The following is a 21,624-nucleotide window of genomic DNA, read 5'->3' on the forward strand; positions in this document are numbered from 1 at the left end:
ACCTCCCGCGTTCCGTAGGGTCTCCTCTCACGTACGCACGGAACCGAGGTGGGCGAGGAGCGCGGGATGGTGGGCTGGTCGGTGGAGGCCGAGCTGGTCGCGGAGGCGCGCGGCGGACGGCAGGAGGCGGTGGACGAGCTGGTCGGGCGCAGCCTGCCGTTGGTCTACAACATCGTGGGCCGGGCGCTGTCCGGCCGGGCGGACGTCGACGACGTCGTGCAGGAGACGATGCTGCGCGTGCTGCGGGGGCTGCCCGACCTCAGGGACGACTCCGCGTTCCGGTCCTGGCTGGCCGCGGTCACCATGAACCAGATACGTCGGCACGTCCAGGCACGGGCCGGTGGCCCCCGCACCCACGAGCGCACGCTCGACGAGCTGGCGACCGTCGCCGACCCGGGCGCGGACTTCGAGGACCTCACGCTGACCCAGCTCGGTCTGGCCGGGCAGCGCCGGGAGACCGTCGAGGCGACGCGCTGGCTGGACCAGGACGACCGGGAGCTGCTCTCCCTGTGGTGGCTGGTCACCGCCGGGCATCTGACCCGCGCCGAGCTGGCGGCGGCCCTCGGGGTGGACCCGCACCACGTGACGGTCCGGGTCGGCCGGATGAAGGCGCAGCTGGACGCGGCCCGCGTCGTCGTGCGGGCCCTCGCGGCGCGGCCCGGCTGCCCGGAGCTGGCCCGCACGGTGCACCTGTGGGACGGCAGGCCCAGCGCGCTGTGGCGCAAGCGGCTGGCCCGCCACATGCGCGAGTGCGGACGCTGCGGCGCGCTCGGCGCGGACCTGGTCCCGCCGGAGCGCCTGCTGGTGGGCCTGGCCCTGGTCCCCCTCCCGGCGGGCTACGCGGCCTGGCTGCTGAGCCGCATCGGCGCGGCCGACCACCTGGCCACGGCGGCGGACGCCTTCGACTGGCACCCCGACCGGTCCCCGTACACCCACCCGTCCGGACATCCCGCGACGCAGGCCGGCGGCCACGCCGGCCACGGTGGCGCCCACGGTCTGGCACACGCAGCAGCACAGGGTGGCGGCCACGGCACGCCGCACAGCGGGGCGCCCGGCGGCGACCACGGCACGGCGCAAGGCGGCAGCCACGGCACGCCGCAGGTCGGCAGCCACGGCGGCCACGGCGGCGCCCACGGTCTGGCACACGCAGCAGCACAGGGTGGCGGCCACGGCACGCCGCACAGCGGGGCGCCCGGCGGCGACCACGGCATGGCGCAAGGCGGCAGCCACGGCGGCCACGGCGGCGCCCACGGTCTGGCACACGCAGCAGCACAGGGTGGCGGCCACGGCACGCCGCACAGCGGGGCGCCCGGCGGCGACCACGGCATGGCGCAAGGCGGCAGCCACGGCACGCCGCAGGTCGGCGGCCACGCCGGCGCCCACGGCGTGGCTCAGGGTGTCGCGCAGCCGGCGGGGGCGGGGTGGCTGCCGCGGGCGAGGGGGCCGGTGTCGCATCGGCGGGTGCCGGGGGCGGGTCGGGTCGGCCCGCTGTCCGGGAAGCCGCTGCTGCTCGCGGCCGCAGCGACGGTGACCGTCACCGCGGCGATCGGTGCCGGCGCGCTGCTGCTCGGCGGCGGAGCGTCGGGCGCGCGGCAGCCCGGTTCCACCTCGGCGCTCGGCGCCGGCCCGCACAGCCCGGCGGCCCAGCCGGTCGCCGCCGCCTCGGCCGCGTCCGTGTCCGCCTCACCGAGCGCGTCCGTCTCCGCGAGCCACCGCGCGTCGGCGAGCCCGAAGCCGTCCGCGGACCCCGCCTCGACACCCGACCAGGCGGCGGCCCAGCAGGTCCTGGCGGTCATCAACCAGGCCCGCGCGCAGCAGGGGCTGGCGCCCCTTCAGCTCAGCCAGGGCCTCGGCAGCAGCTCCACGGCGCACAACCAGCGGATGGCGGCGGGCTGCGGTCTCTCGCACGACTGCCCCGGCGAGGCCCAGCTGGGTGCGCGCGAATCCGCGGCGGGCGTCCAGTGGAGCAACGCGGGCGAGAACATCGGGACGGGCGGTCCGGTCTCGAACTCCACCTCCGGCATCGCGGGCATGGCGGTCGGCCTCACCCGCTCGATGCTGGCCGAGCAGCCCCCGAACGACGGCCACCGCCAGAACATCCTGAGCCCGGACTTCCACCACATCGGCATCGCGGTGACCCGCGACGCCTCGGGCAACGTCTGGCTGACCCAGGACTTCTCCAACTAGGGCCGGCCGCCGACCGACGCCAGGACCAGCGCCACCGCCTCCTGGGGCGAGGCGGCCGGACGCGGGCCCGGGAGGTGGCCGCTGGGCGGGCAGAGGTCCCAGCCCGCGAGGGAGACGACGGGCTTTCCGGTGCGCAGCGCGAGCGCGACCTCGCTCATCGTGCCCCAGCTGCCGCCGACGGCGACCACGCCGTCGGCCGTACCGACGACCAGGCCGTTGCGGAGCTCGCCGAGGCCGGTGGGCAGGCAGACGGTGAGATGCCGGTTTCCGTCGGCCCGATCCCGGCCCGGGAGGAGGCCGACGGCCACCCCGCCGGAGGCGCCCGCGCCGCGCGCCGCCGCCTCCATGACGCCGCCGAGCCCACCGCAGACGACGACCGCGCCCGCCGCGGCGAGGCGGCGGCCGACCTCCTCGGCCGCCGCGCACTCGGCCGCACTCGCCTCGCCGGGGCCGACGACCGCGACGTAGGGCGGCGTGGTCACGACGCGGACGGGGGCTGGATCAGGCAGAGCCGCGCGCCGGAGGAGTCCTGGAGCTGGGCGACCGGCCCGTAGGGGGTGGGCGTGGACGGGACGACGACCGTGCCGCCGAGCTCGACCGCGCGCGCCAGCGCGCGCGGCAGGTCGGGAGTGGCGAAGAAGACCCGCCATGCGGGCGGCGGGCCGGGCGTGGCCGGGGCCGGCGAGGTCTCCGGGCCGCCGATCGCGGCGATGCTGTGGTCGTCGATGCGCAGGACGACCCGCTCGTGCTCCCAGACGACCTCGGTGCGGTGCGAGAGCTCCGGATCCCAGTCCAGGACCTCGCCGTAGAAGAGGGCGGTCTTGAACGGGTCGACGGTGCGCAGCTCGATCCAGGCGGGGACGCCGGCCAGCGCCGTCGAGTCCTCGGGAAGGTCCGCCGACCCCTGCCACAGCCCGAAGCTCGCGCCGTCGGGGTCGCGGGCGACGACGATGCGACCGGCGTCGATGGCGACGGGCCCGACGCCGATCGTGCCGCCGCGGTCCGCGATGCGGCGGGCGCTCTCGTGGGCGTCGCCGACACCGAAGAAGGTGGTCCAGCCGGTGCCGAAGCCGAGGTCACCGACCTCGCTGATCCCGGCGACCCGGCGGCCGTCGACCACCGCGTAGACGAAGGGCCCCAGACGCTCGGGGCCCTGTTCGAACTCCCAGCCCAGCAAGCCGTGGTAGAAGCGCTCCGCCTCGGCGAGGTCGCGCACGATCAGGCTGACCCAGGACGGCGCGCCCTGGACTCCGCGCATCCGCGCGCCCCGCACCCGCGGGCGGGACGCCTCCGGGCCCGACGGCTCGCCGGGCTCGCCCGGCTCCGAGGGCTCGCCCGGACCGGACGGTTCCTCCGGGTCCGGCGGCTGCGGAGGGGCGGGCGGACGCAAGGGTTCGGGCGGGCCTGGAGGACCCGGCGGCATCGGCGTGGGCGGGCCCGGTCGCGGTGGTCCCGGTCTGGGCGCCGGTTCGCTCGGCGGAGAGACGTCGGGGTCCGGATGGACCGGAATGTCGCCAGGCATCGGTGCGCCTCCTGGATCAACGGCGGCGCCCGATCGGCACGCCCACCTTGGGTCGCTCCCGAACCATCCTACGCTCCGGCACCGCCCCGATCCGGGACCTTCGGCCCGTGTCCACGGCCGCCCGACACGGCTCAGAGCTGCCGCGCCCGTCGGGCGCCCCGGCCGGGTTGCCGAGGTCCGCCGGCGGGGTTAGAAGGGATCATGGAACTCGTCAGGACGGAGTCCCGGGTCGGCCGCGTCGGGCGGGCGCTGTGGGCGTACATCCGCAGGGCCCCCGGCACGTTCGTCTGGCTGGCGATCCTCTTCGTCACGACGGTGGTGATCCGCCACGTCGACCCGCACACCGCGGACCGCATCCTGGAACGCCACTCCACCAACCTGCACTACCTCCGGCAGCAACCGGTCCGGGTGCTGATCACCAGCGGCTTCTACATCGCCGGCGGCGGCTGGTGGTTCTACCTGGTCCTCTACAACATCTTCCACGTCCCGGCCGAACGCTGGCTCGGCACCGGGCGCTGGCTGGCGACGCTGCTGATCGCGCACGTCGGCGCGACCTACATCAGCGAGGGCGTCCTCTACTGGGCGATCCAGCACGGCCTGGCCCCGGAGAAGGCCCGGTTCACCCTCGACTACGGCGTCAGCTACGCGCTCGCGGGGATCGAGGCGGTGCTGGTCTACCTCGTCGCCAAGCCCTGGCGTTACGTCTACCTGGCCGGCCTGCTCCTCTTCTACGGCCTCGGCGTCGTGCAGAGCCGCGACTTCACCAGCATCGGGCACTTCTCCGCCGTCCTCCTCGGCCTCGCCTGCTACCCCCTCACCAAGGGCCGCCCGGGCTGCTGGGACCCGGTCGGCTCGGTCCGCGCGGCGTGGCACCGCCTGCGCGGCGTCCGCACCTGATCCGGATCGAGCCGATCGCCACTCGACGGCCCCGGGCTTCCGCGTCCGGGCTTCGGGGCCGTACTGGAGGGCGCGATCGCCGGCAAGGGTGCGCGAGAGCCAGGCGCGGGCGCGCTTGCCCTCGTAGCCCTGGGACACCGAGGCGGGGCAGCGCGGACCATGTCGCCGGGCTGCGGGATTCCGTGACGGCCGGCCCAGAAGGAGGTGGCGGCCACCAGGCCGAACAGGGCGAGCCCGGTAAGGGGTTCCCGGCGAGGGCACCGATGCGTCTGTCATGCCGTCAGCTGTGCATCGCAAACCAGTGACGACAGGAGACCGTCGGCGACCACATCGCCTCACCCGTCCAAAACGAGGTCCAGCATGCGAGACCGGACGCCTCGTCATGTTGACTGGCTGTATTCAGTCCTCATAAAGTCCCTGACCATGCACGCGCACCACATCTCCCTCCCCCAGCCGGCCTACCGGGTCGCGCTGATGGCGATGTGCGCCCACAGCCTGTGCGACAACTTCTGTCGCAGCTGACGCTGTCGCGGGTCCGCTGCCCGCTCCCCCTCCCACCTGGGATCTCCCACCTGGGACTTCACCCTTCAAGGCGCGGCCCGCCGCCGTGCCTCACCGCGTGCGCGTCCCGCCGCGCGGACTCCCCCTGCCCGGGCCCGACGCCCGAACGAGGACATCACGATGCTTCGCCCTGCCCGAATAGCGCTATTCACTGCTGCCTCCGTCGCCCTCACCGGCTCGCTCGCCGCGTGCGGATCCGGTGCCGGCTCCTCCGCCGGAGGCTCCTCGGACGCGTTCTCGGCCGCGACCTGCCAGGGCGGCACGCTCCGCGTGCTCGACAGCGCGAAGAACAGCAAGGGCTTCGACCCGGCCGTGCTCTACACCTCCGGCGGGGGCGCCATCCCGCGGCTGCTCTTCCGCACTCTGACCACGCGTCAGAGCGTGCCCGGCACCGACGGCACCAAGGTCGTGCCGGACCTGGCCACCGACACCGGCAAGCCCAGTGAGAACGCCACCGTCTGGACCTACCACCTCAAGCCGAACCTGAGGTTCGCCGACGGCACCCCCATCACCTCCGCCGACATCAAGTACGGCGTGGAGCGCTCCTTCTCCCCGCAGCTCGCCGGTGGCCCGCCCTACCTGCGCGACTGGCTGGTCGGCGGGGCCGACTACCAGGGCCCCTACGGCAGCGGGAACACCGACCTCGCGTCCGTCGCGACCCCGGACGCGAGCACCGTCGTCTTCCACCTCCGCAAGAGCGAGGGCGACTTCCCCTACCTGGCGGCCGAGACGCAGTTCGCCCCGGTGCCCAAGGCCAAGGACACCGGCAAGGAGTACAACGCCGATCCCGTCTCCTCCGGCCCGTACACCATCGCCGGCTTCACCAAGGGCCGCGAGCTGGACCTGGTCCGCAACCCGCACTGGTCGCGCAGCAGCGACCAGCAGCGCCTGGCCTGCCCGGACCGGATCGAGGTCAGCCTCGGCCTCTCCCCCGCCGTCATCAACCAGCGCCTGAGCTCCTCCGTGGGCCAGGACGCCAACGCGATCACCACTGACACCTCGCTCGACGCGCCGACGCTGGCCAAGGTCTCCGCCGACCCGGCCCTGAAGAAGCGCGTGGTGACCGGCAAGTTCCCGCAGATCTACTACCTGGCCTTCGACCTGAAGAAGGCTCCGTTCGACAACCAGCTGGTGCGCGAGGCGCTCTCCTACGCCGTCGACCGCACCGCCCTGGTCAACGCCGAGGGCGGCACCCAGCTGGCGGTGCCCAGCACCACCTTCACCCCCGAGAGCCTGACGGCGGCTCACCAGGACTACGACTACTTCCCCGCGGGCGCGACCGGGAACCCGGAGAAGGCCAAGCAGCTGCTGGCCCAGGCCGGTCACCCGAACGGCATCACCGTACCGCTCGCTTACGACACCGACGACACGAGCACGGGCGCGCCCGCCGCGACCGCGCTCGCGCAGGCCTTCGCGAAGGCCGGCATCACGCTGCAGCTCCAGCCGCTCGGCGACGCCGACTTCTCCGGCACCGTGAACACCCCGGCCACGCAGCCCGCACTGTCCCTGACCAGCTGGGGCGCCGACTGGCCCAGCGGTGGCCCGTTCCTGACGCCGATCTTCGACGGCCGCCAGATCGTCACCGGTGGCGGCAACTTCAACCTGGCCCAGTACAACGACCCGGCCGTGAACGCGCAGATCGACAAGATCAACCAGATCACCGACTACGCCACCGCGCAGAAGCAGTGGGCCGCGCTCGACGCCCAGCTGGGCAAGCTGGCGCTCACCGTGCCGCTGTACGAGGAGGCCACCAGCGTCCTGTACGGCTCGCACGTGAAGAACGCCTACCTGGACCAGTGGCGCGGCTGGTACGACATCGCCTCGGTGTCGGTCAAGTGACACTCACCGAGACCCACGCCCCCGCCGAGTCGGCCGCCTCGCCCGCAGGGCGCGAGCGGCCGGCCGGCGGCGGCCCGGCCGGCGTCCTCGCCCGCCTGTGGGCGCTGCGCGGCGGGCGGACCGCCCTGGTGACCGTCGCCGTGCTCGTCCTCGTCGCGCTCACCGCTCCGTGGCTGGCCGGGCTGGAGGGCCAGGACCCCAACACCTTCCACGACACCCTGCTCAACTCCGCCACCGGCGGCAGCCCCGACGGCGCGTTCGGCGGCGTCAGCGCACAGCACTGGCTCGGCGTCGAACCCACCACCGGGCGCGACCTGTTCGCGCGCCTCGTCTACGGCGCCCGGGTCTCCCTGGGTGTCGCGGTCGGCGCGACGATCGGCCAACTGCTGCTCGGCCTGCTCGTCGGCCTGACCGCAGGCCTCGGCAGCCGCTGGGCCGACGCGCTGCTCAGCCGGGTGACCGACCTGGCGCTGGCGCTGCCGACGTTCTTCTTCTCGATCGCGCTGCTGGCCGTCGTCCCGCAGTCCTTTCCCCGGCCGCTGCTGCTCGGGCTGATCCTCAGCGGGCTCGGCTGGGCCCCGATCGCGCGGATCGTCCGCGCGGAGACCCGGGTGCTGCGCGAACGCGAGTACGTCCAGGCCGCCGTGCTGACCGGAGCGGGCAACTGGCGCATCGCGCGCCGCGAGATCCTGCCGGGCCTGGTCGCGCCGGTGGCCACCTACACGGCGATCGTGCTGCCGCAGAATATCGTCGCCGAGGCGGGCCTGTCCTTCCTCGGCCTGGGCGTGCGCCCGCCGACATCCTCGTGGGGGCAGATGCTGTCGACCGCGACGACCTGGTTCCAGGTCGACCCGGCCTACGTCCTCGTCCCGGCCCTCACCCTGCTGGTCTGCGTCCTCGCCTTCGCCGGCCTCGGCGAGGCCCTCCGGGTCGCCTTCGACCCGAAGGCGTCCGTGCCGGTGCGTCAGCGGCGCGCCCGGCGCGAGGCCGCACGTCCCGTCCCGAGCACGAAGGACCAAGCCCGATGACCCGGTTCCTGCTCCGCCGCCTGTTCGGCGCGGCCGCCGTGCTGGTGGCCCTCGCGGCGCTGACCTACCTGCTGTTCTACGCGATGCCGGGCGATCCCGCCCTGCTCGCCTGCGGCAAGGGCTGCAGCGCGGACCAACTCGCGCAGGTGCGGCACGCGCTCGGCACCGACCGGCCGCTCGTGCAGCAGTTCTGGACCTTCCTCACCACGCTGGTCCTCGGCCACGGCTACAGCACCGGCCCGAGCACGATCTGGTGCTCCGCGCCCTGCCTCGGGTACTCGTACCAGAGCAACGAGCCGGTCACCCAGATGCTGCTGGAGCGGCTCCCCGTGGACGTCTCGCTCGCGCTCGGCTCGGCCGCCCTGTGGCTGCTGATCGGGGTGGGCACCGGCCTGTTCGCGGCGCTGCGGCCCGGCCGCAGGCGCGACCGGATCACCAACGCCGTGGTGCTGACCCTGGGTTCGACCCCGGTGTTCATCATGGCGCTGCTGCTGCTGATGGGCGCCTGCGTCTGGCTCCAGGTGCTGCCGTTCCCGAACTACGTCCCCCTGACCGAGGATCCGGCGCAGTGGGCGCAGAACCTGCTGCTGCCCTGGCTGGCCATCGCGCTGGTCACCGCCGCCGGCTACACCCGGCTCACCCGCGCCGGGGTGCTGGAGACGCTGAACCAGGACCACATCCGCACCCTGCGCGCCTACGGCTACCCCGAGCGGCGCGTCGTCCTGCGCCACGCCGTGCGCGGCGCGCTGCCGACCGTGGTGACCGTCGCCGCCATGGACATCGGCATGGTGCTGGCCGGGGCGGTCTTCACCGAGACCATGTTCGGCCTGCCCGGCCTCGGCAAACTGGCCGTCGAGGCGGCGAGCACCGTGGACCTGCCGGTGGTCTGCGGGATCACCCTGCTGGCCGGCGCGCTGATCGTCGTCGCCAACACCGTCGCCGACCTGCTGCACGCGGCGCTCGACCCCCGAGTCAGGATCTGACCATGACCGACCCCGTCCTGCAGGTCAGCGACCTGCGTGTCACCCACCCCGGACCGGTCACCGCTCTCGACGGGCTCTCCTTCGAGCTGGCTCCCGGCCAGGTCCTGGGCCTGGTCGGTGAGTCCGGCTCGGGCAAGTCCGCGGCCGCGCTCGCGCTGCTCGGCCTGCACCGGCGCACCCCGACGACCGTCGACGGCACGATCCTGCTGCACCGCCCGGACCGGCCGGTGCTCGACCTCAACGCCGCGAGCGACGCCGAGCTGCGGACCGTGCGCGGACCCGAGCTGGCCATGGTCTTCCAGGAGCCGCTGACCAGCCTCGACCCCTACCGCCGGATCGGCACCCAGATCGCCACCGCCTACCGCCTGCACACCGGCGCCTCGCGCGCCGAGGCGAAACAGCGCACGGCGGAGGCACTGGACCGCGTCGGCATCGACCCCGAGCGCGCCCGCGACTACCCGCACCAGTTCTCCGGCGGCATGCGCCAGCGCGTGCTGCTCGCGATGGCCCTGGTGCTGCGGCCACGCGTGCTCGTCGCGGACGAGCCGACGACCGCGCTCGACGTCACCGTCCAGGCGCAGATCCTGCGCCTGCTGGACGGGTTGCGCGAGGAGACCGGCATGGCGCTGGTCCTGGTCAGCCATGACGTGGGCGTGGTCGGCGGGCTGGCCGACGAGGTCGTCGTGCTGCGCGAGGGCCGCACGGTGGAACGCGGCGCGACCGCGCGTCTGCTCGGCGACCCCGAACACCCCTACACGCGGGCACTGCTGGACGCGGTTCCGCGCCTGGACGCGCCGCTGCCGGAGCGTGCGGCGCCCGCGGACGGGGACGCGCTGGTCTCGGTCGAGAGGCTGCGGGTCGACTTCGGCTCGGTCCAGGCGCTGCGTGGCGTCGATCTGACGGTGCGCCGGGGCGAGACCCTCGGGATCGTCGGCGAGTCCGGCTCGGGCAAGTCCACGCTGGGCCGCACGCTGGTGCGGTTGCAGGACGCGACCAGCGGAACGGTCCGCTTCGAGGGCGAGGACCTCGCCTCCTGGCGCGGCCGCGAGCTGCGGCGGCGCCGGCACGAGCTGCAGATGGTCTTCCAGGACCCGACCTCCTCGCTCAACCCCCGCCGCCTGATCGGCGACTCGGTCGCCGAGCCGCTGCGGGTGCGCGGCGGGCACGACGAGGCGGCGGTGCGCGCCGAGGCGGTCGGCCTGCTGGAGCGCGTCGGGCTGGGCGCCGCCCATGCGGACCGCTACCCGCACCAGCTCTCCGGCGGCCAGCGCCAGCGTGCGGCGATCGCCCGCGCGCTGATCCTGCGGCCGAAGCTGATCGTCTGCGACGAACCGGTCTCCGCCCTGGACGTGACCACGCAGGCGCAGGTGGTCGCGCTTCTGCGGGAGCTGCGCGAGGAGTTCGACCTGACCCTGGTCTTCATCGCGCACGACCTGGCCGTGGTCCGCTCGGTCAGCGACCGCGTGGCGGTGATGCGCCAGGGCGAGGTCGTGGAGACCCTCGCCGCCGCCGACCTCACCCGGCCCCGGCAGGACTACACCCGCGCGCTCCTCGAGGCGGTCCCCCGCCTGGAGGCCGTGGCCGGCCGCTGATCCGTCACGCCGAACCGGGCCGGTCGAACGGGACGGAGGAGGCGAGCCGGCCGGCCAGGAAGGCGAGCCGGTCCACGGCCACGCCTATCTGCCGGGAGACGGCACGCTGGCCGTGCCCGACGCCGGTCTCGTCGCGCAGCAGGATCGGCCGCTCGCCGGCGGTGGCGTGCTGGAGGGCGGCGGCGAGCTTGCGGGCGTGCAGCGGATCCACGCGGGTGTCGCCGTCGAAGACGGTGAACAGCGTCGCGGGGTAGTCGGTCCCGGTGTCGGCGGCGCGCACCCGGTGGTACGGCGAGTAGGCGTGGAGCCAGCCGAACTGCTCCGGATCGGCGGCGGAACCGTACTCCACCGTCCACAACGCGCCCTTGCCGAACCGCTCGTAGCGGACCATGTCCAGCAGCGGGGCCGAGCAGACCACCGCGGCGTACTTCTCCGGGTGCTGCGTCAGCGCCGCGCCGACCAGGAGGCCGCCGTTGGAGCCGCCGTAGATCCCGAGCCGGTCGGCGGTGGTGAGCCCCTCGGCGACCAGGAAGTCCGCGGCGGCGTGGAAGTCGTCGAAGACGTTCTGCTTGCTCTCCAGCATCCCGGCCCGGTGCCACGCCTGGCCGTTCTCGGAGCCGCCGCGCAGGTTCGCGATCGCGTACCTGCCCCCGGCCGTCACCCAGGCGAGGACGAAGGGGTCGAACGAGGGGGTGAGCGCGATGTCGAAGCCGCCGTAGCCGTAGAGGACCGTCGGGCGCGGGCCGGGGTCCGTGCCGTCGTCCAGGACGAACATCCGCACCTCGGTGCCGTCCTTCGACGGGTAGCCGACCTGGCGCACCCGGACCGGCGGCAGCTCGATCTCACCGGGGGCGGCGGCCCACAGGGTGGTCCGGCCCGTCGTCGCGTCGTAGTGGTAGACCTGCTCGGGGGTGGCGAAGTCGGTGTAGGAGAACCAGATCTCGTGCCCGCTCCCGGACCGGGAGCTGATGCGGTGGTCGAACCTGTCGCCGACCGTGCCGAGGCCCGGCAGCGGCACCTCGCCGACGCGCTCGCCGGTCGTCAGGTCATGGACGGTGATCTCCCCGATCGCGTGGCGGGTCCGGACGACCAGGAGCAACGGCCGCTCCAGCTCCGGCCCGTCGAGGATCGCGTAGTCGTGCAGCACCGCGTCCGGGTCCTCCGGCACCAGGGTTCGCCAGTTCCCGGCGCCAAGGTCCTCGGCCGTCGTGACACAGAGCCGGCCACGGGGCGCGTCCTGATCGGTCCGCACGTACACGCGATCGGACAGGGGGCCGTCGGGCCGGGCGAAGGCGAGGCGTGTGGAGGCGTCGACGCCCTTCTGCACCGGCTCGAACGTCGCGGCCCCGGGCGCGTCCGCCGTCAGGTCCGCCAGCCAGACGTCGTTGACCGACGCGGTGCCGGCCCGGGACTCGATCTGGAGCCAGCGGCCGTCCGGGCTCAGCGACACCTCGTAGCGGTCGATCATCGCCCCGCCGTCACCGAACACCATGACGTCGGTGGCCGCGTCGGCTCCCACCTGGTGGAGCCAGACCCGGCTGTGGTACTCGCGCTCGTCCACCGGTACCAGGTTCGGGTCGAGTTGGCGGGTGAACCAGAACGCCTTGCCGTCGGGCAGCCACGCCAGCGAGGTGAACCGGCTCCGGTCGATCGGGCCGTCGACGACGTGGCCGGTCGCCGTCTCCATGACGTACAGGTCCGACTCCTCCAGCCCGCCGGCGGAGACCGCGTACGCGAGCAGGTCGCCCTCCGGCGAGGGCACCCAGTGGTCCAGGGTCGTGGTCCCCGCCGGGTCGAGCGCCACCGGGTCGACCAGCACGCGTTCCTGACCGTCGGGGTCGACCGTGAGCAGCACGGCGTGCTCCTGCCCCGCGGCGCGCCGGGTGAAGAAGGGCCGGTCCCCGCGCCAGACCGGTGCCGTCACGGCTCCGCAGGCCAGCAGCCCGGCGAGCCGCGCCCGGAACCACTCCTGCCCCGGCCAGGTCTCCCGGGCGGCGGCCAGCAGCCCCTCCTGGGCCTGCCTCCAGCTCACGGTGCGGGGATCGGCGGGGTCCTCCAGCCACCGGTAGGGGTCGGCGACCGCCTGCCCGTGGATGTTCTCGACCAGGTCGAGCCGCTCGGCACTCGGATACGGGGGGCGCGTCATACCGGGCAGCATAGGCACCACGTTCAGGGGTTCACAGCCGAACGGGACGAGTGAGCGCAGCAGCGCGAGGTCGTGGTGGTCGACGTCCCGCAGCTCGTAGCCCTCGTGGAACAGCAGTTGCTGACGCACCGACAGACACCGGACCTCGCGGCCCGCGATCGTGCCGGTGGTGAGGGCCGTGGCCGGGTAGTCGAACCAGCCGCCGTCGAGATCCGCTTGGCGGCCGTGCCCGTCCGCGTCGAAGCGGACGGGGTGCAGGTCCACCCAGCCGCCGCCGGGCGCGCCCAGCTCCACCCGGGTGGGCCGCCAGTCCGTCTCGACGGCGTAGCCGAGACGCGGATGCGACAGCACCTCCAGGGCCGCCGCCTCGTCGTCGGCGTCGATCGCGAGATCGAGGTCGCGGTGCGCCCGGGTCTGCCGTCCGACCAGCGCGTCCACGCCCCAGCCGCCCGCGACCCAGCTGCGGACCCCGCGCCCGTCCAGCGCGTCCAGCACCCGCCGTACCTGTTCCACGTCCACGGGTGGGAGTAGAACAGGCCCGGACGGGGCGGGCAACGGGATTTGTCGGTGCGCGGGGGCACACTGTCCGCCATGGGTTACGACGTGCGAATCACGCGCGCGGGCAGCCAGCTCCGCAGCGCCGAACACCCCATCTCCGCGCACGAGTGGCAGGCGGTCCTGGACGAGGGCCTGCCGAAGTCGCTGGCCGACGCGGAGTTCATCTGCCGCGCCGGGCAGATCCGGACGGGCGCCTACACCGTCGACCTCGCCGCGCTGGTCGCGGTCGCGCGTCGGCTCGGCGCGCGGCTGCTGGGCGATGACGACGAGGAGTACCTCCCGGACGGCAGTTCCGTCCAGGGTGACCCGCGACTGCGCCCGAACCTGCTCACCCGGCCGCTGGCGGTCGACGAGGTCGCGGAGGCCTGGCGCTCCCTGCTGTCGTGGGAGGACTGCCTGGACGGGCGCTCCGTCTCCGCCCAGGCGTGGGCGGCGTTCTCGGAGCTGGCGCTGCGCGACGTCGCCTCCCCGGGCGCCGATCGCGTCCTGGTGCGGGCCCACGCCGACGAGTCCGGCCTCTCCCTGGTCCTGGCGCGGGAGTTCACACCGGGCCGGGCGGAGCAGCGTCGGAGACCGGTCCGGATCGCCTGCACCCTGCGCTACGCCGAGGCGGCGTGCGAGGCGTTCGCGTCGTCGCACGCCCTCACCGAGGGCGGCATGCAGGCGCGCCGCGCCTGGCTGTACGAGCTCGTCGGGCGCCCCGAGTGGGCCGTCCTGGACGGCCTCGTGCCGACGATGCTCGCGCCGGCCGGCGAGGAGGTCTTCAACTCCCGGATCCGGGCCCGCTACTGCCCCACGAACAAGTAGCTGTGGTAGATGTTGACGCTGGGTCCGGTGGATGTGAACTGGGAGAGGTAGAAGTTCCGACCGGTGCAGTTCCCGGCTGGGAACAGCCGCATGTCGGCGAGGGTGCCGTCCTGGACGATGGTGACCCCGCTGGGGATGAACTGGTGGCAAGAGGAGTTGCCCGGGTTGGAGACCTGCTCGACCACGGTCCCGTTGGTCGCGGTCACCACCCCCTGCGGCGGGTCCGAGCACCCGGCCAGCGCCACCACGAGCACGGCTCCGCCGACGAGGACGGCGAGGGATCGGCTTCGGGACATCGGTGTTCCTCCCGGGGCTGAACGGCACGGACCAGCAGGGTCCTGCTCCGACGCTAGGCGCGGCCCCCGGGCGCCGCAGCCCGGCCGCTGCCGTCCGGGTGATCACGCCCGCGTGGCGGGTGGTGCCCGTCTGCGCGAAGGTGGAGGGAGCCCGGTGAGCCGACCACGGCCGGGTGCCTGCTTGGAGGCTGAGATGAGCGACCACACCTACCGCGTCACCGAGATCGTCGGTACCTCCGCGGACGGCGTCGACGCCGCGATCCGCAGCGGACTCGCCCGCGCCGCCCGGACCCTGCACGGTCTGGACTGGTTCGAGGTGACCCAGATCCGCGGCGCGATCGAGGACGGCGAGGTCAAGGAGTTCCAGGTCGGCCTGAAGGTCGGCTTCCGCCTCGACTAGCAGCCGGTGGCGTGCCCCCTGGCCGGGCCGGTCTCAGGACCGGTGGCCGGGCCGGTCTCAGGACCGAAGGTGACCGAGGTGCGGGCGTTCGGGCCGCCGGTCGGCTTCTTCGCCGTCATGGGCGTGAGACCGCCGCTCGCGTCGACCGTGAAGAGCAGCGCGTGCCCCGGCGGCAGTGCCCCCTGGGCCGGACGGGCGACGACGCGTGCGCCGGAGGCGTACCGCTCCGAGGCCGTGCCGCCGGACAGCGCGCCGTCGAAGAGGACCTCGCCCGCGTCCGCCGTGACGGGCGCGTCACCCGCGACGGAGCGGCCCAGGTGGTAGACGGGCAGGCCCTCGCTCTCGATCACGGTGGCGGCCAGGGTGTTGAACTGGTCGTCGTCGCCGAGCAGGAAGACCGAGGTCAGGCCGAGCTCCTCCGCCCCGGGCTCGGCGACGGCCGCCAGCAGCTCGCCCTCGGCCAGCTCCAGACCGGCGGCCGTCACCCGCTCACGTTCACCCCGGCGTCCGGCCCACACCAGCACCTCGACGCCCGCCTCCCGCAGCGCCCGCCCGAGGTCCACCACCCACGGTGCGCCGCCGACCAGCAGGGGACGTGAGCGCGCCGGGCGCACCACGCGCAGGCGCCGGGCCACGGGCAGCGCCGTGAGGCCGTAGAGGGTGACCGTGGCCACGATGACGACGAAGGTGGCCGGCAGGATCTTCTCCGCCCCGCCGATGCCGGCGTCGGCGAGGCCGCTGGAGAAGGTCGCGGCGGTGGAGGCGGCGACGATACCGCGCGGCGCCATCCAGGCCAGGAAGCCGCGCTCCCCCGGGTTCAGATCCGTCCCCAGCGTGGAGAGTTCGGCCACCACCGGCCGCACCGCGAGGACCAGGACCAGCGCCAGCCCCAGCGCGGGCAGCACGACGTGGTTCAGCGAGCCGGGGGTGACGGAGGCGGAGATGGAGACGAACAGCAGCCCGACCACGAGCGAGACGAGGGTCTCGAAGAAGGGCTGACGCGCCGGCAGGTCGTAGTGGGGCAGCGTCGCCACGGCCACGCCCATGACGATCGCCGCGACCAGCCCCGCGTCGTCGCGGAACGCGTCGCACATCGCCGCCACCCCGACGACCACCGCGAGCTGGGCCGTGGTGCCGAGGATCTCGCCGAGGCGGAGCACGCTCAGCAGCCACCACAGCAGGACCGCGCCGAGCAGGCCGCCCAGCAGGCCGACGCCCGTGCTGGCCAGGAACTCCCCCGCCGCGCCCGCCAGGGAGCGGCCCTTGCCGGAGACGAGCGCACCGTAGACCAGCGCGCCCAGGATGCCGCCGACCGCGTCGATCAGGGTGCCCTCCCAGACCAGCACGCGCTGCACCCGCTCGGTGGGGCGGACGAAGGCGAGGAGCGGTCCGACGACCGTCGGGCCGGAGACCACGAGCACGGCGCCGAGCATGGCGGCCGCCTGCCCGCTCATCCCCAGCAACGGCGCGGCGACGAAGGCGGCGGCGGGCAGGGTGAGCCCGGCCCCGATCCAGACCAGCCGCAGCACGGTGCGCCGGGTGTGTCCGGTCAGGCGCCGCAGGTCGAGTCCGAGCCCGGCGTCGTAGAGGATCAGGGCGACGGCCAGGGAGACCAGCGGCCCGAAGGACGAGCCGATGAGCTGGTCCGGGTGGACCCAGGGCGTGGCCACACCGGCCAGGAATCCGGCGGGCAGCAGCACGATGATGGCCGGGATGCGCAGTCGTGCGGCGAGGATCTGGGAGCCCACCGCGAGCACGACGGTGAGGCCGGCGCCCACCAGGACCTGCTGGGACGTCAGCACCCCGCGTGCTCCCTCCGTGCCTGCCGCCGTTCACCCGATGATCACACGCACCCGCAGGACCGGCGACCCGGCTCACCCGGACGGCGCAGCCCGCCCGGCACGTCCGGAGCCGCCGTCGCAACGGGGAGGAAACCATCCGGAAACAGAAGTCGACTTGTCTGCATGACCATGAGAATCTCCGTCGACGACCTGTCCGGTCCCGCCATCGCCGCCTTCCTGGAGGAGCACGTGCGGCAGATGCGCGCGATCTCCCCGCCGGAGAGCAAGCACGCTCTCGACCTCGACGGGCTGCGCCGCCCCGAGGTCTCCTTCTGGTCCGTCCACGACGGCGACGAGCTGGTCGGCTGCGGCGCGCTCAAGCGCCTGGACGCCGACCACGCCGAGCTCAAGTCGATGCGGACCGCCGTCGCCCGCAAGCGCGGCGGAATCGCCTCGCTGCTGCTGGGACACATCCTCGCCGAGGCGCGCCGCGCGGGGTTCTCGCGGGTCAGCCTGGAGACGGGCTCGGCGGACTTCTTCCTGCCCGCGCGACGCCTCTACGCCACGTTCGGGTTCACCGAGTGCGGGCCCTTCGCCGACTACCGGCCCGACCCGCTCAGCACCTTCATGACGCGGACGCTCTGAGGCTCAGGACTCGCCTGGAACGGATTCGCCGAGACCGGTGGAGAGCTTCTCCAGCGCGTCGAGGCGGCACTGGAGCGTGGGGTGGGTGGAGAAGAGCTTCGCCATCGCCGACTCGCCCTCGCCGTCGTCCTCGCGGCCCGAGGGCGCGGGGGCGAAGAGGAAGGCGCTGAACGCCTGCGCCGTGCGCAGGTCCTTCATCGGGATGCGGCCGGACGCGCCGGTCACCTTCACCAGTGCCGAGGCGAGCGCGGAGGGACGGCCGGTCAACTGCGCGGCCGATCGGTCCGCGGCCAGCTCGCGGTAGCGCGAGAGCGCGCGGATCATCACGAAGCTCAGCGCGTACACGGCGGCGGAGACCACGACGACCGCCGCCATGATCATCGCCGTGTTCTGGTCCCGTCGGCCCTTGCCGCCGACCAGCCCGGAGTAGAAGCCCACCCGCACGGCGAGCCCGGCCAGCACGCCGAGGAACGAGGCGACAGTGATCACCGCGACGTCCCGGTGGGCGATGTGGGACAGCTCGTGCGCCAGCACTCCGTCGAGCTCGTCGTTCTCCATCCGCCGCAGCAGGCCGGTGGTGACGCAGACCACCGCGTGGTCCGCGTTGCGGCCGGTGGCGAAGGCGTTGGGCAGGTCGGAGTCGGCGATGGCCAGTCGCGGCTTGGGCATGTCGGCGAGCGCGCAGAGCCGGTCGACGGCGCCGTGCAGCCGCGGCTCCTCCTCGGCCGAGACCTCACGGGCCTTCATGGCGAACAGCGCCACCCGGTCGGAGAACCAGAACTGCGAGGCGAGCAGCCCGCCCGCGATCACGACGACGAGCACCGCCGACTTCAGCAGCGCGATCAGCACGGCCGCGAAGACGACGTAGAGCAGGCCGAGCAGGAACACCACGGTGACCATGCGCACCGTGAGCTGGCGGTCCGGGGCGAAGCGGGACCGGGAGCGGGGAGAGGTGGAGTGAGATCGCACGGTGATCGCCTCCGCGAGAGCACAGGGCCACGCGCCGACACGAGTCCGTGCCGGACGCCTCCAGCGTAGGCGCGTCTACCCCGGAACGGACCGATTCGGACCGATTCTCACCCGGAGCTCACGAGGAGCTCACAAGCGGCGGTTGTCAGAGCCTCCGGCTAGATTGCGTGGAAGATCAGCCCGAGGGCCCAGGCGCCCGGGAGAGACGACAGGAACGGCACCCCACCACGATGCGCGCTTCCCTCCTCCGCACAGCCCGCCGCGCGCTGCGGCGCCGGCGCGCCGGGCAGGCGTCGCTGGAGTGCTTCGACGCCGGCGTGCTGCGGCGCGGCAGGGGCGGCCGACGCGGGCGCCTGCCGCGGCTCGGCGGCGCCGACCCGCGCACGCTGGTCTTCGCGGCGGTGGATCTGGAGACGACCGGCCTGCGGCCCGGGGTCGACCGGATCTGCGAGATCGGTGTGGTCCTGTTCCGCGCCGACGGCACGGTGCTGGGCGAGTACGCCACGCTGGTCGACCCGCAGCGCCCGATGGCGGCCACCGAGATCCACGGCATAACCGCCGACCAGGTCGTCGGCGCGCCGACGTTCGCCCAGATCGCCCCGGCCCTGGAGCGGCTGCTCGCCGGCACCGTCGTGGTCGCTCACAACCTGACCTTCGAGGACGCGTTCCTCGCGGCGGAGTTGCGGGCAGCCGGGCTCGCGGTCCCGCGCCGGCCGGGGCTCTGCACGCTGGTCACCGCCCGCGCCCAACTGGACGGCCCCGGCTTCGGGCTCGGCGCGCTCCACCGCGGCCTCACCACGACCTCGCTCACGGCGGCCCACACAGCGCTGGGTGACAGCCGCGCCACCGCGGAACTCCTGACGGCGCTTCTGGCCCAGTCCCCGACCCCGCTCCGCTACCGCGGTCCGCGCCCACGCACCACACCCCCGGGCCCGGCCCTCCTCACGCTCTCCCCCTGCCTCCCCCGCTCCACGCCCCCGCAGGCCGCGGAGCCAGGCGACCCCGCGGACGCCACCCCGGCCCGGTACCGCTGGAAGGACCGCGAACTGACCCCGCGATGGAACCGCCCGCCGAGTGCGGCGGAGCGACCGCACGGGGCGGAACCGCACCGACCCGCGGAGCCCGCGACCGGCGGCCTTGACAGTCGCCACGGCGGTTAGATGAACATGGGCGGTGACCCGCGACCTGTCGACACCGCCCGTCCTTCCGCCCGGCTCGCTCGCGCGCTCACCGCAACCGGTGCTGCCCGCCGCCGGGGGCCTGTCCCTGCGTCCCTGGCAGCCGGACGACGCGGCCGCATTCCTCTCCGCCTACCAGGACCCGGAGATCCGCCGGTGGCACACCCGGCGTCCGGCGTCGAAGGCGCGGGTCCTGGAGTGGTTCGACCGGTACCGCCAGGACTGGCAGCAGGAGCGCGGCGGCCACTGGGCCGTCACCCGCGACGGCGGTGAGGTGCTCGGCCGGATCGCGATGGGAAGCGTGAACCTGGAGGAGGCCATCGCCGGTATCGGCTACTGGGTCCTCCCGGCGGCGCGCGGCGCGGGCGTCGCCACCGCCGCGCTGTCCGCGCTCAGCGCCTGGGCCATGAAGGGGGTCGGCTTCCACCGCCTGCACCTGGACCACTCCACCCGGAACCTCGCCTCCTGCCGGGTGGCCACGAAGGCCGGCTACCTGCCGGAGGGCGTCATGCGCAGCGCCGGGCTGCACGACGACGGCCGGCACGACATGCACCTGCACGCCCGGGTCCGGGAGTATCCGGAAATTTCTTCGATCAAGCTGGGACGCGGAGGTGGGCTCGCCGCGTCGATAGGGTGAACCTGCTTGGAAGGAATCTTGGATGAGGCGCCGCGACGAAGAGAGCTTCCTGGCGTTCGCGGCTGCGCGTTCGAGATCGCTGTTCCGTTCCGCGTGCGTACTGTGCAGCGGCGACCAGCACTTGGCCGAGGACCTGGTCCAGGAGACGCTGGGCCGTCTCTACGCCCGGTGGTCCCGCATGCGGCACGTGGACAACCCCGCCGCCTACGCGCAGACGGTGCTCGTGCGCACCTTCCTGACCTACCGCCGTCGGCGCAGCAATGACGAGTTGCCGACCTCCACCGTGCCGGACGCCGCCCAGGCCGCCGAGCCGGATGCCCCGTTGCGGGTGACGCTGCTCGGCGCCATGGGCCAACTCTCCTCACAGGACCGGGTGGTCCTGCTGCTGCGCTACTGGCAGGACCGGAGCGTCGAGGAGACCGCCGAGATCCTGCGGATACGCCCCGGGGCGGTGCGCAACCGCAGCATGCGCGCGCTGGAGCGGCTGCGCGACCTGCTCGGCTGCGAGCTGGCGGAGCTCGTCCACCACTGACCGACCAGGCCCGGCCGGATTCCGGCCTCCCGGCCGCGCCCTCGCACGGAGAACCCCGCATGCCGATCGAAGACGACTTCACCAACACCCTGCGAGCCGAACTCGGCTCCTACGAACCGGATCTGGTGGTGCTGCTCGGCGACGCCGTGAACCGGGGCCGCCGACGGCGCCGCCGCCGGGCCTCCCTGGTGGCGTGCGCGGGCGTGCTGGTGGCCGGAGGGCTGGCCGTCGTGGCCGCCCCCGCCCTCGCGCGCCCGTCGCAGGTCGCGGCGCGCCCCGCCCGCGTCGTGGCGGTCCCGGCCAAGCCCGGACCGCACGAACGGAAACCTCCGCCATCGGGCGCGGCCTCGCCCACCCTGGCGAAGGCGCTGTCGTCCGCCGAGTGCCTGCGACGGCTCCGGGCCCTCCTGCCCTCCGGCGTGACGGTCAGCCAGGCCGTCGCGCCGGGGCACACCCCCGACGGTGCCGCCATGTCCTTCCGGCTCGACGACGGACGCGGCGTCATCTGGCGGGCGACCGTGTCGGCCACCCGACTGTTCGGCTCCGTGCTCGCGGACGAGCGCTACCACATGCTGACGGTCGCCTTCGCACAGCCGGACGGCACCCTGGTCGACCTGCGTCAGCAGCCCGACTCCCGCTGGCAGGCCGTGGACGCGCTGCGGCCCGACGGTCTGGAGGTCTCGATCACCCTGTCCCCGTCGGCTGTCGGGCCCAACGACGCCGCACCCGCCCCGATCCTGTCGTCCCCGCAGCTGATCGCCGTCGCAGCCGACCCCGCATGGGAGACGGCGCGCTGACGCGCCCGCGGCCGACCCGATCCGACCCGAGTCAAGGAGCACCCGCGCATGTCCACACCCGAATCCGCCTTCGAGCCCCCCGCCACGCCCACCGGTTCCGGCCGCCAGAACCACAAGCGGAAGACCCGGCGGCGGGCCAAGCACCTCGTGATCGGTGTCGGCGCCTTCGGGATACTGGTCGCGGCGGCCGGGTGTGCCTGGATCTACCAGCTGGACAGCAACATCAAGCACAGCGCGCTGGACACCGGCTCCTCGCCGCAGAAGGGCGC

At 73.9% G+C, this 21,624-nt stretch carries 20 protein-coding genes; 14 read left to right on the forward strand and 6 right to left on the reverse strand.

What is annotated here, in order from left to right; all coding sequences use genetic code 11:
• Window positions 1-66: 66 nt before the first annotated feature.
• On the forward strand, window positions 67-2,187 hold the full coding sequence (locus ABH931_RS37225) for a sigma-70 family RNA polymerase sigma factor (RefSeq protein WP_370123860.1): 2,121 nt from the start codon (window positions 67-69) through the stop codon (window positions 2,185-2,187).
• Here ABH931_RS37225 and ABH931_RS37230 read toward each other — a convergent pair.
• Both ABH931_RS37230 and ABH931_RS37235 read right to left on the reverse strand, forming a co-directional pair.
• A complete protein-coding gene (locus ABH931_RS37230) occupies window positions 2,184-2,669 on the reverse strand; it encodes a TIGR00725 family protein (protein ID WP_370123863.1) in 486 nt (161 codons plus the stop codon). The genes ABH931_RS37225 and ABH931_RS37230 overlap by 4 nt on opposite strands.
• Window positions 2,666-3,445, reverse strand: coding sequence for a VOC family protein (locus tag ABH931_RS37235; RefSeq protein WP_370123866.1), 780 nt, complete (start codon window positions 3,443-3,445; stop codon window positions 2,666-2,668). The genes ABH931_RS37230 and ABH931_RS37235 overlap by 4 nt, the downstream gene beginning before the upstream one ends.
• Before the next feature lie 465 nt (window positions 3,446-3,910).
• Here ABH931_RS37235 and ABH931_RS37240 point away from each other — a divergent pair, with 465 nt between their 5' ends.
• The 5 genes from ABH931_RS37240 to ABH931_RS37260 all read left to right on the forward strand — a co-directional run bounded on the left by ABH931_RS37240 (window position 3,911) and on the right by ABH931_RS37260 (window position 10,609).
• Window positions 3,911-4,606 (forward strand): rhomboid-like protein, encoded by a 696-nt coding sequence (locus ABH931_RS37240; RefSeq protein WP_370123868.1) that lies wholly within the window; start codon window positions 3,911-3,913, stop codon window positions 4,604-4,606.
• A 681-nt stretch (window positions 4,607-5,287) separates the two neighbouring features.
• A complete protein-coding gene (locus tag ABH931_RS37245) occupies window positions 5,288-7,006 on the forward strand; it encodes an ABC transporter substrate-binding protein (RefSeq protein WP_370123871.1) in 1,719 nt (572 codons plus the stop codon).
• Complete coding sequence (locus tag ABH931_RS37250) at window positions 7,003-8,034, forward strand: ABC transporter permease (protein ID WP_370123873.1); 1,032 nt, start codon at window positions 7,003-7,005, stop codon at window positions 8,032-8,034. The genes ABH931_RS37245 and ABH931_RS37250 overlap by 4 nt, the downstream gene beginning before the upstream one ends.
• A complete protein-coding gene (locus tag ABH931_RS37255; RefSeq protein WP_370123876.1) occupies window positions 8,031-9,017 on the forward strand; it encodes an ABC transporter permease in 987 nt (328 codons plus the stop codon). The genes ABH931_RS37250 and ABH931_RS37255 overlap by 4 nt, the downstream gene beginning before the upstream one ends.
• 2 nt (window positions 9,018-9,019) lie before the next feature.
• The gene (locus ABH931_RS37260) at window positions 9,020-10,609 is read left to right on the forward strand and encodes a dipeptide ABC transporter ATP-binding protein (protein ID WP_370123878.1); all 1,590 of its coding nucleotides are present in this window, start codon (window positions 9,020-9,022) and stop codon (window positions 10,607-10,609) included.
• A 4-nt stretch (window positions 10,610-10,613) separates the two neighbouring features.
• Here ABH931_RS37260 and ABH931_RS37265 read toward each other — a convergent pair whose 3' ends face one another.
• A complete protein-coding gene (locus ABH931_RS37265) occupies window positions 10,614-13,274 on the reverse strand; it encodes a prolyl oligopeptidase family protein (RefSeq protein WP_370123881.1) in 2,661 nt (886 codons plus the stop codon).
• Between the two features lie 72 nt (window positions 13,275-13,346).
• Here ABH931_RS37265 and ABH931_RS37270 point away from each other — a divergent pair, with 72 nt between their 5' ends.
• Window positions 13,347-14,120, forward strand: coding sequence for a hypothetical protein (locus tag ABH931_RS37270; RefSeq protein ID WP_370123883.1), 774 nt, complete (start codon window positions 13,347-13,349; stop codon window positions 14,118-14,120).
• On the opposite strand, the gene ABH931_RS37275 is transcribed toward ABH931_RS37270, so the two are convergent.
• Window positions 14,099-14,416: a hypothetical protein gene (locus ABH931_RS37275; RefSeq protein ID WP_370123886.1), complete on the reverse strand. Its 318-nt coding sequence runs from the start codon at window positions 14,414-14,416 to the stop codon at window positions 14,099-14,101. The genes ABH931_RS37270 and ABH931_RS37275 overlap by 22 nt on opposite strands.
• A 193-nt stretch (window positions 14,417-14,609) precedes the next feature.
• Here ABH931_RS37275 and ABH931_RS37280 point away from each other — a divergent pair, with 193 nt between their 5' ends.
• A complete protein-coding gene (locus ABH931_RS37280; RefSeq protein WP_370123889.1) occupies window positions 14,610-14,816 on the forward strand; it encodes a dodecin in 207 nt (68 codons plus the stop codon).
• Here ABH931_RS37280 and ABH931_RS37285 read toward each other — a convergent pair.
• Complete coding sequence (locus tag ABH931_RS37285; protein WP_370123911.1) at window positions 14,813-16,615, reverse strand: cation:proton antiporter; 1,803 nt, start codon at window positions 16,613-16,615, stop codon at window positions 14,813-14,815. The two genes, ABH931_RS37280 and ABH931_RS37285, sit on opposite strands and share 4 nt — an antisense overlap.
• Window positions 16,616-16,786: 171 nt before the next feature.
• Here ABH931_RS37285 and ABH931_RS37290 point away from each other — a divergent pair, with 171 nt between their 5' ends.
• Complete coding sequence (locus tag ABH931_RS37290; RefSeq protein ID WP_370123914.1) at window positions 16,787-17,242, forward strand: GNAT family N-acetyltransferase; 456 nt, start codon at window positions 16,787-16,789, stop codon at window positions 17,240-17,242.
• 3 nt (window positions 17,243-17,245) lie between these two features.
• On the opposite strand, the gene htpX is transcribed toward ABH931_RS37290, so the two are convergent.
• Entirely contained in the window at window positions 17,246-18,211 is a 966-nt protein-coding gene (gene htpX, locus ABH931_RS37295; protein WP_370123892.1) for a zinc metalloprotease HtpX, read from the reverse strand.
• 230 nt (window positions 18,212-18,441) lie between these two features.
• Here htpX and ABH931_RS37300 point away from each other — a divergent pair, with 230 nt between their 5' ends.
• The 5 genes from ABH931_RS37300 to ABH931_RS37320 all read left to right on the forward strand — a co-directional run.
• On the forward strand, window positions 18,442-19,371 hold the full coding sequence (locus tag ABH931_RS37300) for an exonuclease domain-containing protein (protein ID WP_370123895.1): 930 nt from the start codon (window positions 18,442-18,444) through the stop codon (window positions 19,369-19,371).
• A 13-nt stretch (window positions 19,372-19,384) separates the two neighbouring features.
• Entirely contained in the window at window positions 19,385-20,026 is a 642-nt protein-coding gene (locus tag ABH931_RS37305) for a GNAT family N-acetyltransferase (RefSeq protein ID WP_370123898.1), read from the forward strand.
• 22 nt (window positions 20,027-20,048) lie between these two features.
• On the forward strand, window positions 20,049-20,558 hold the full coding sequence (locus ABH931_RS37310) for a SigE family RNA polymerase sigma factor (protein WP_370123900.1): 510 nt from the start codon (window positions 20,049-20,051) through the stop codon (window positions 20,556-20,558).
• A 59-nt stretch (window positions 20,559-20,617) separates the two neighbouring features.
• Window positions 20,618-21,355, forward strand: a complete 738-nt coding sequence (locus ABH931_RS37315; RefSeq protein WP_370123903.1) for a hypothetical protein — start codon at window positions 20,618-20,620, stop codon at window positions 21,353-21,355.
• Window positions 21,356-21,403: 48 nt separating this feature from the next.
• Window positions 21,404-21,624 (forward strand): hypothetical protein (locus ABH931_RS37320; protein ID WP_370123905.1); only part of this gene is annotated, 221 nt, incomplete at its 3' end.

The sequence above is a fragment of the Streptacidiphilus sp. MAP12-33 genome (assembly GCF_041261265.1).
Classification (GTDB): domain Bacteria; phylum Actinomycetota; class Actinomycetes; order Streptomycetales; family Streptomycetaceae; genus Streptacidiphilus.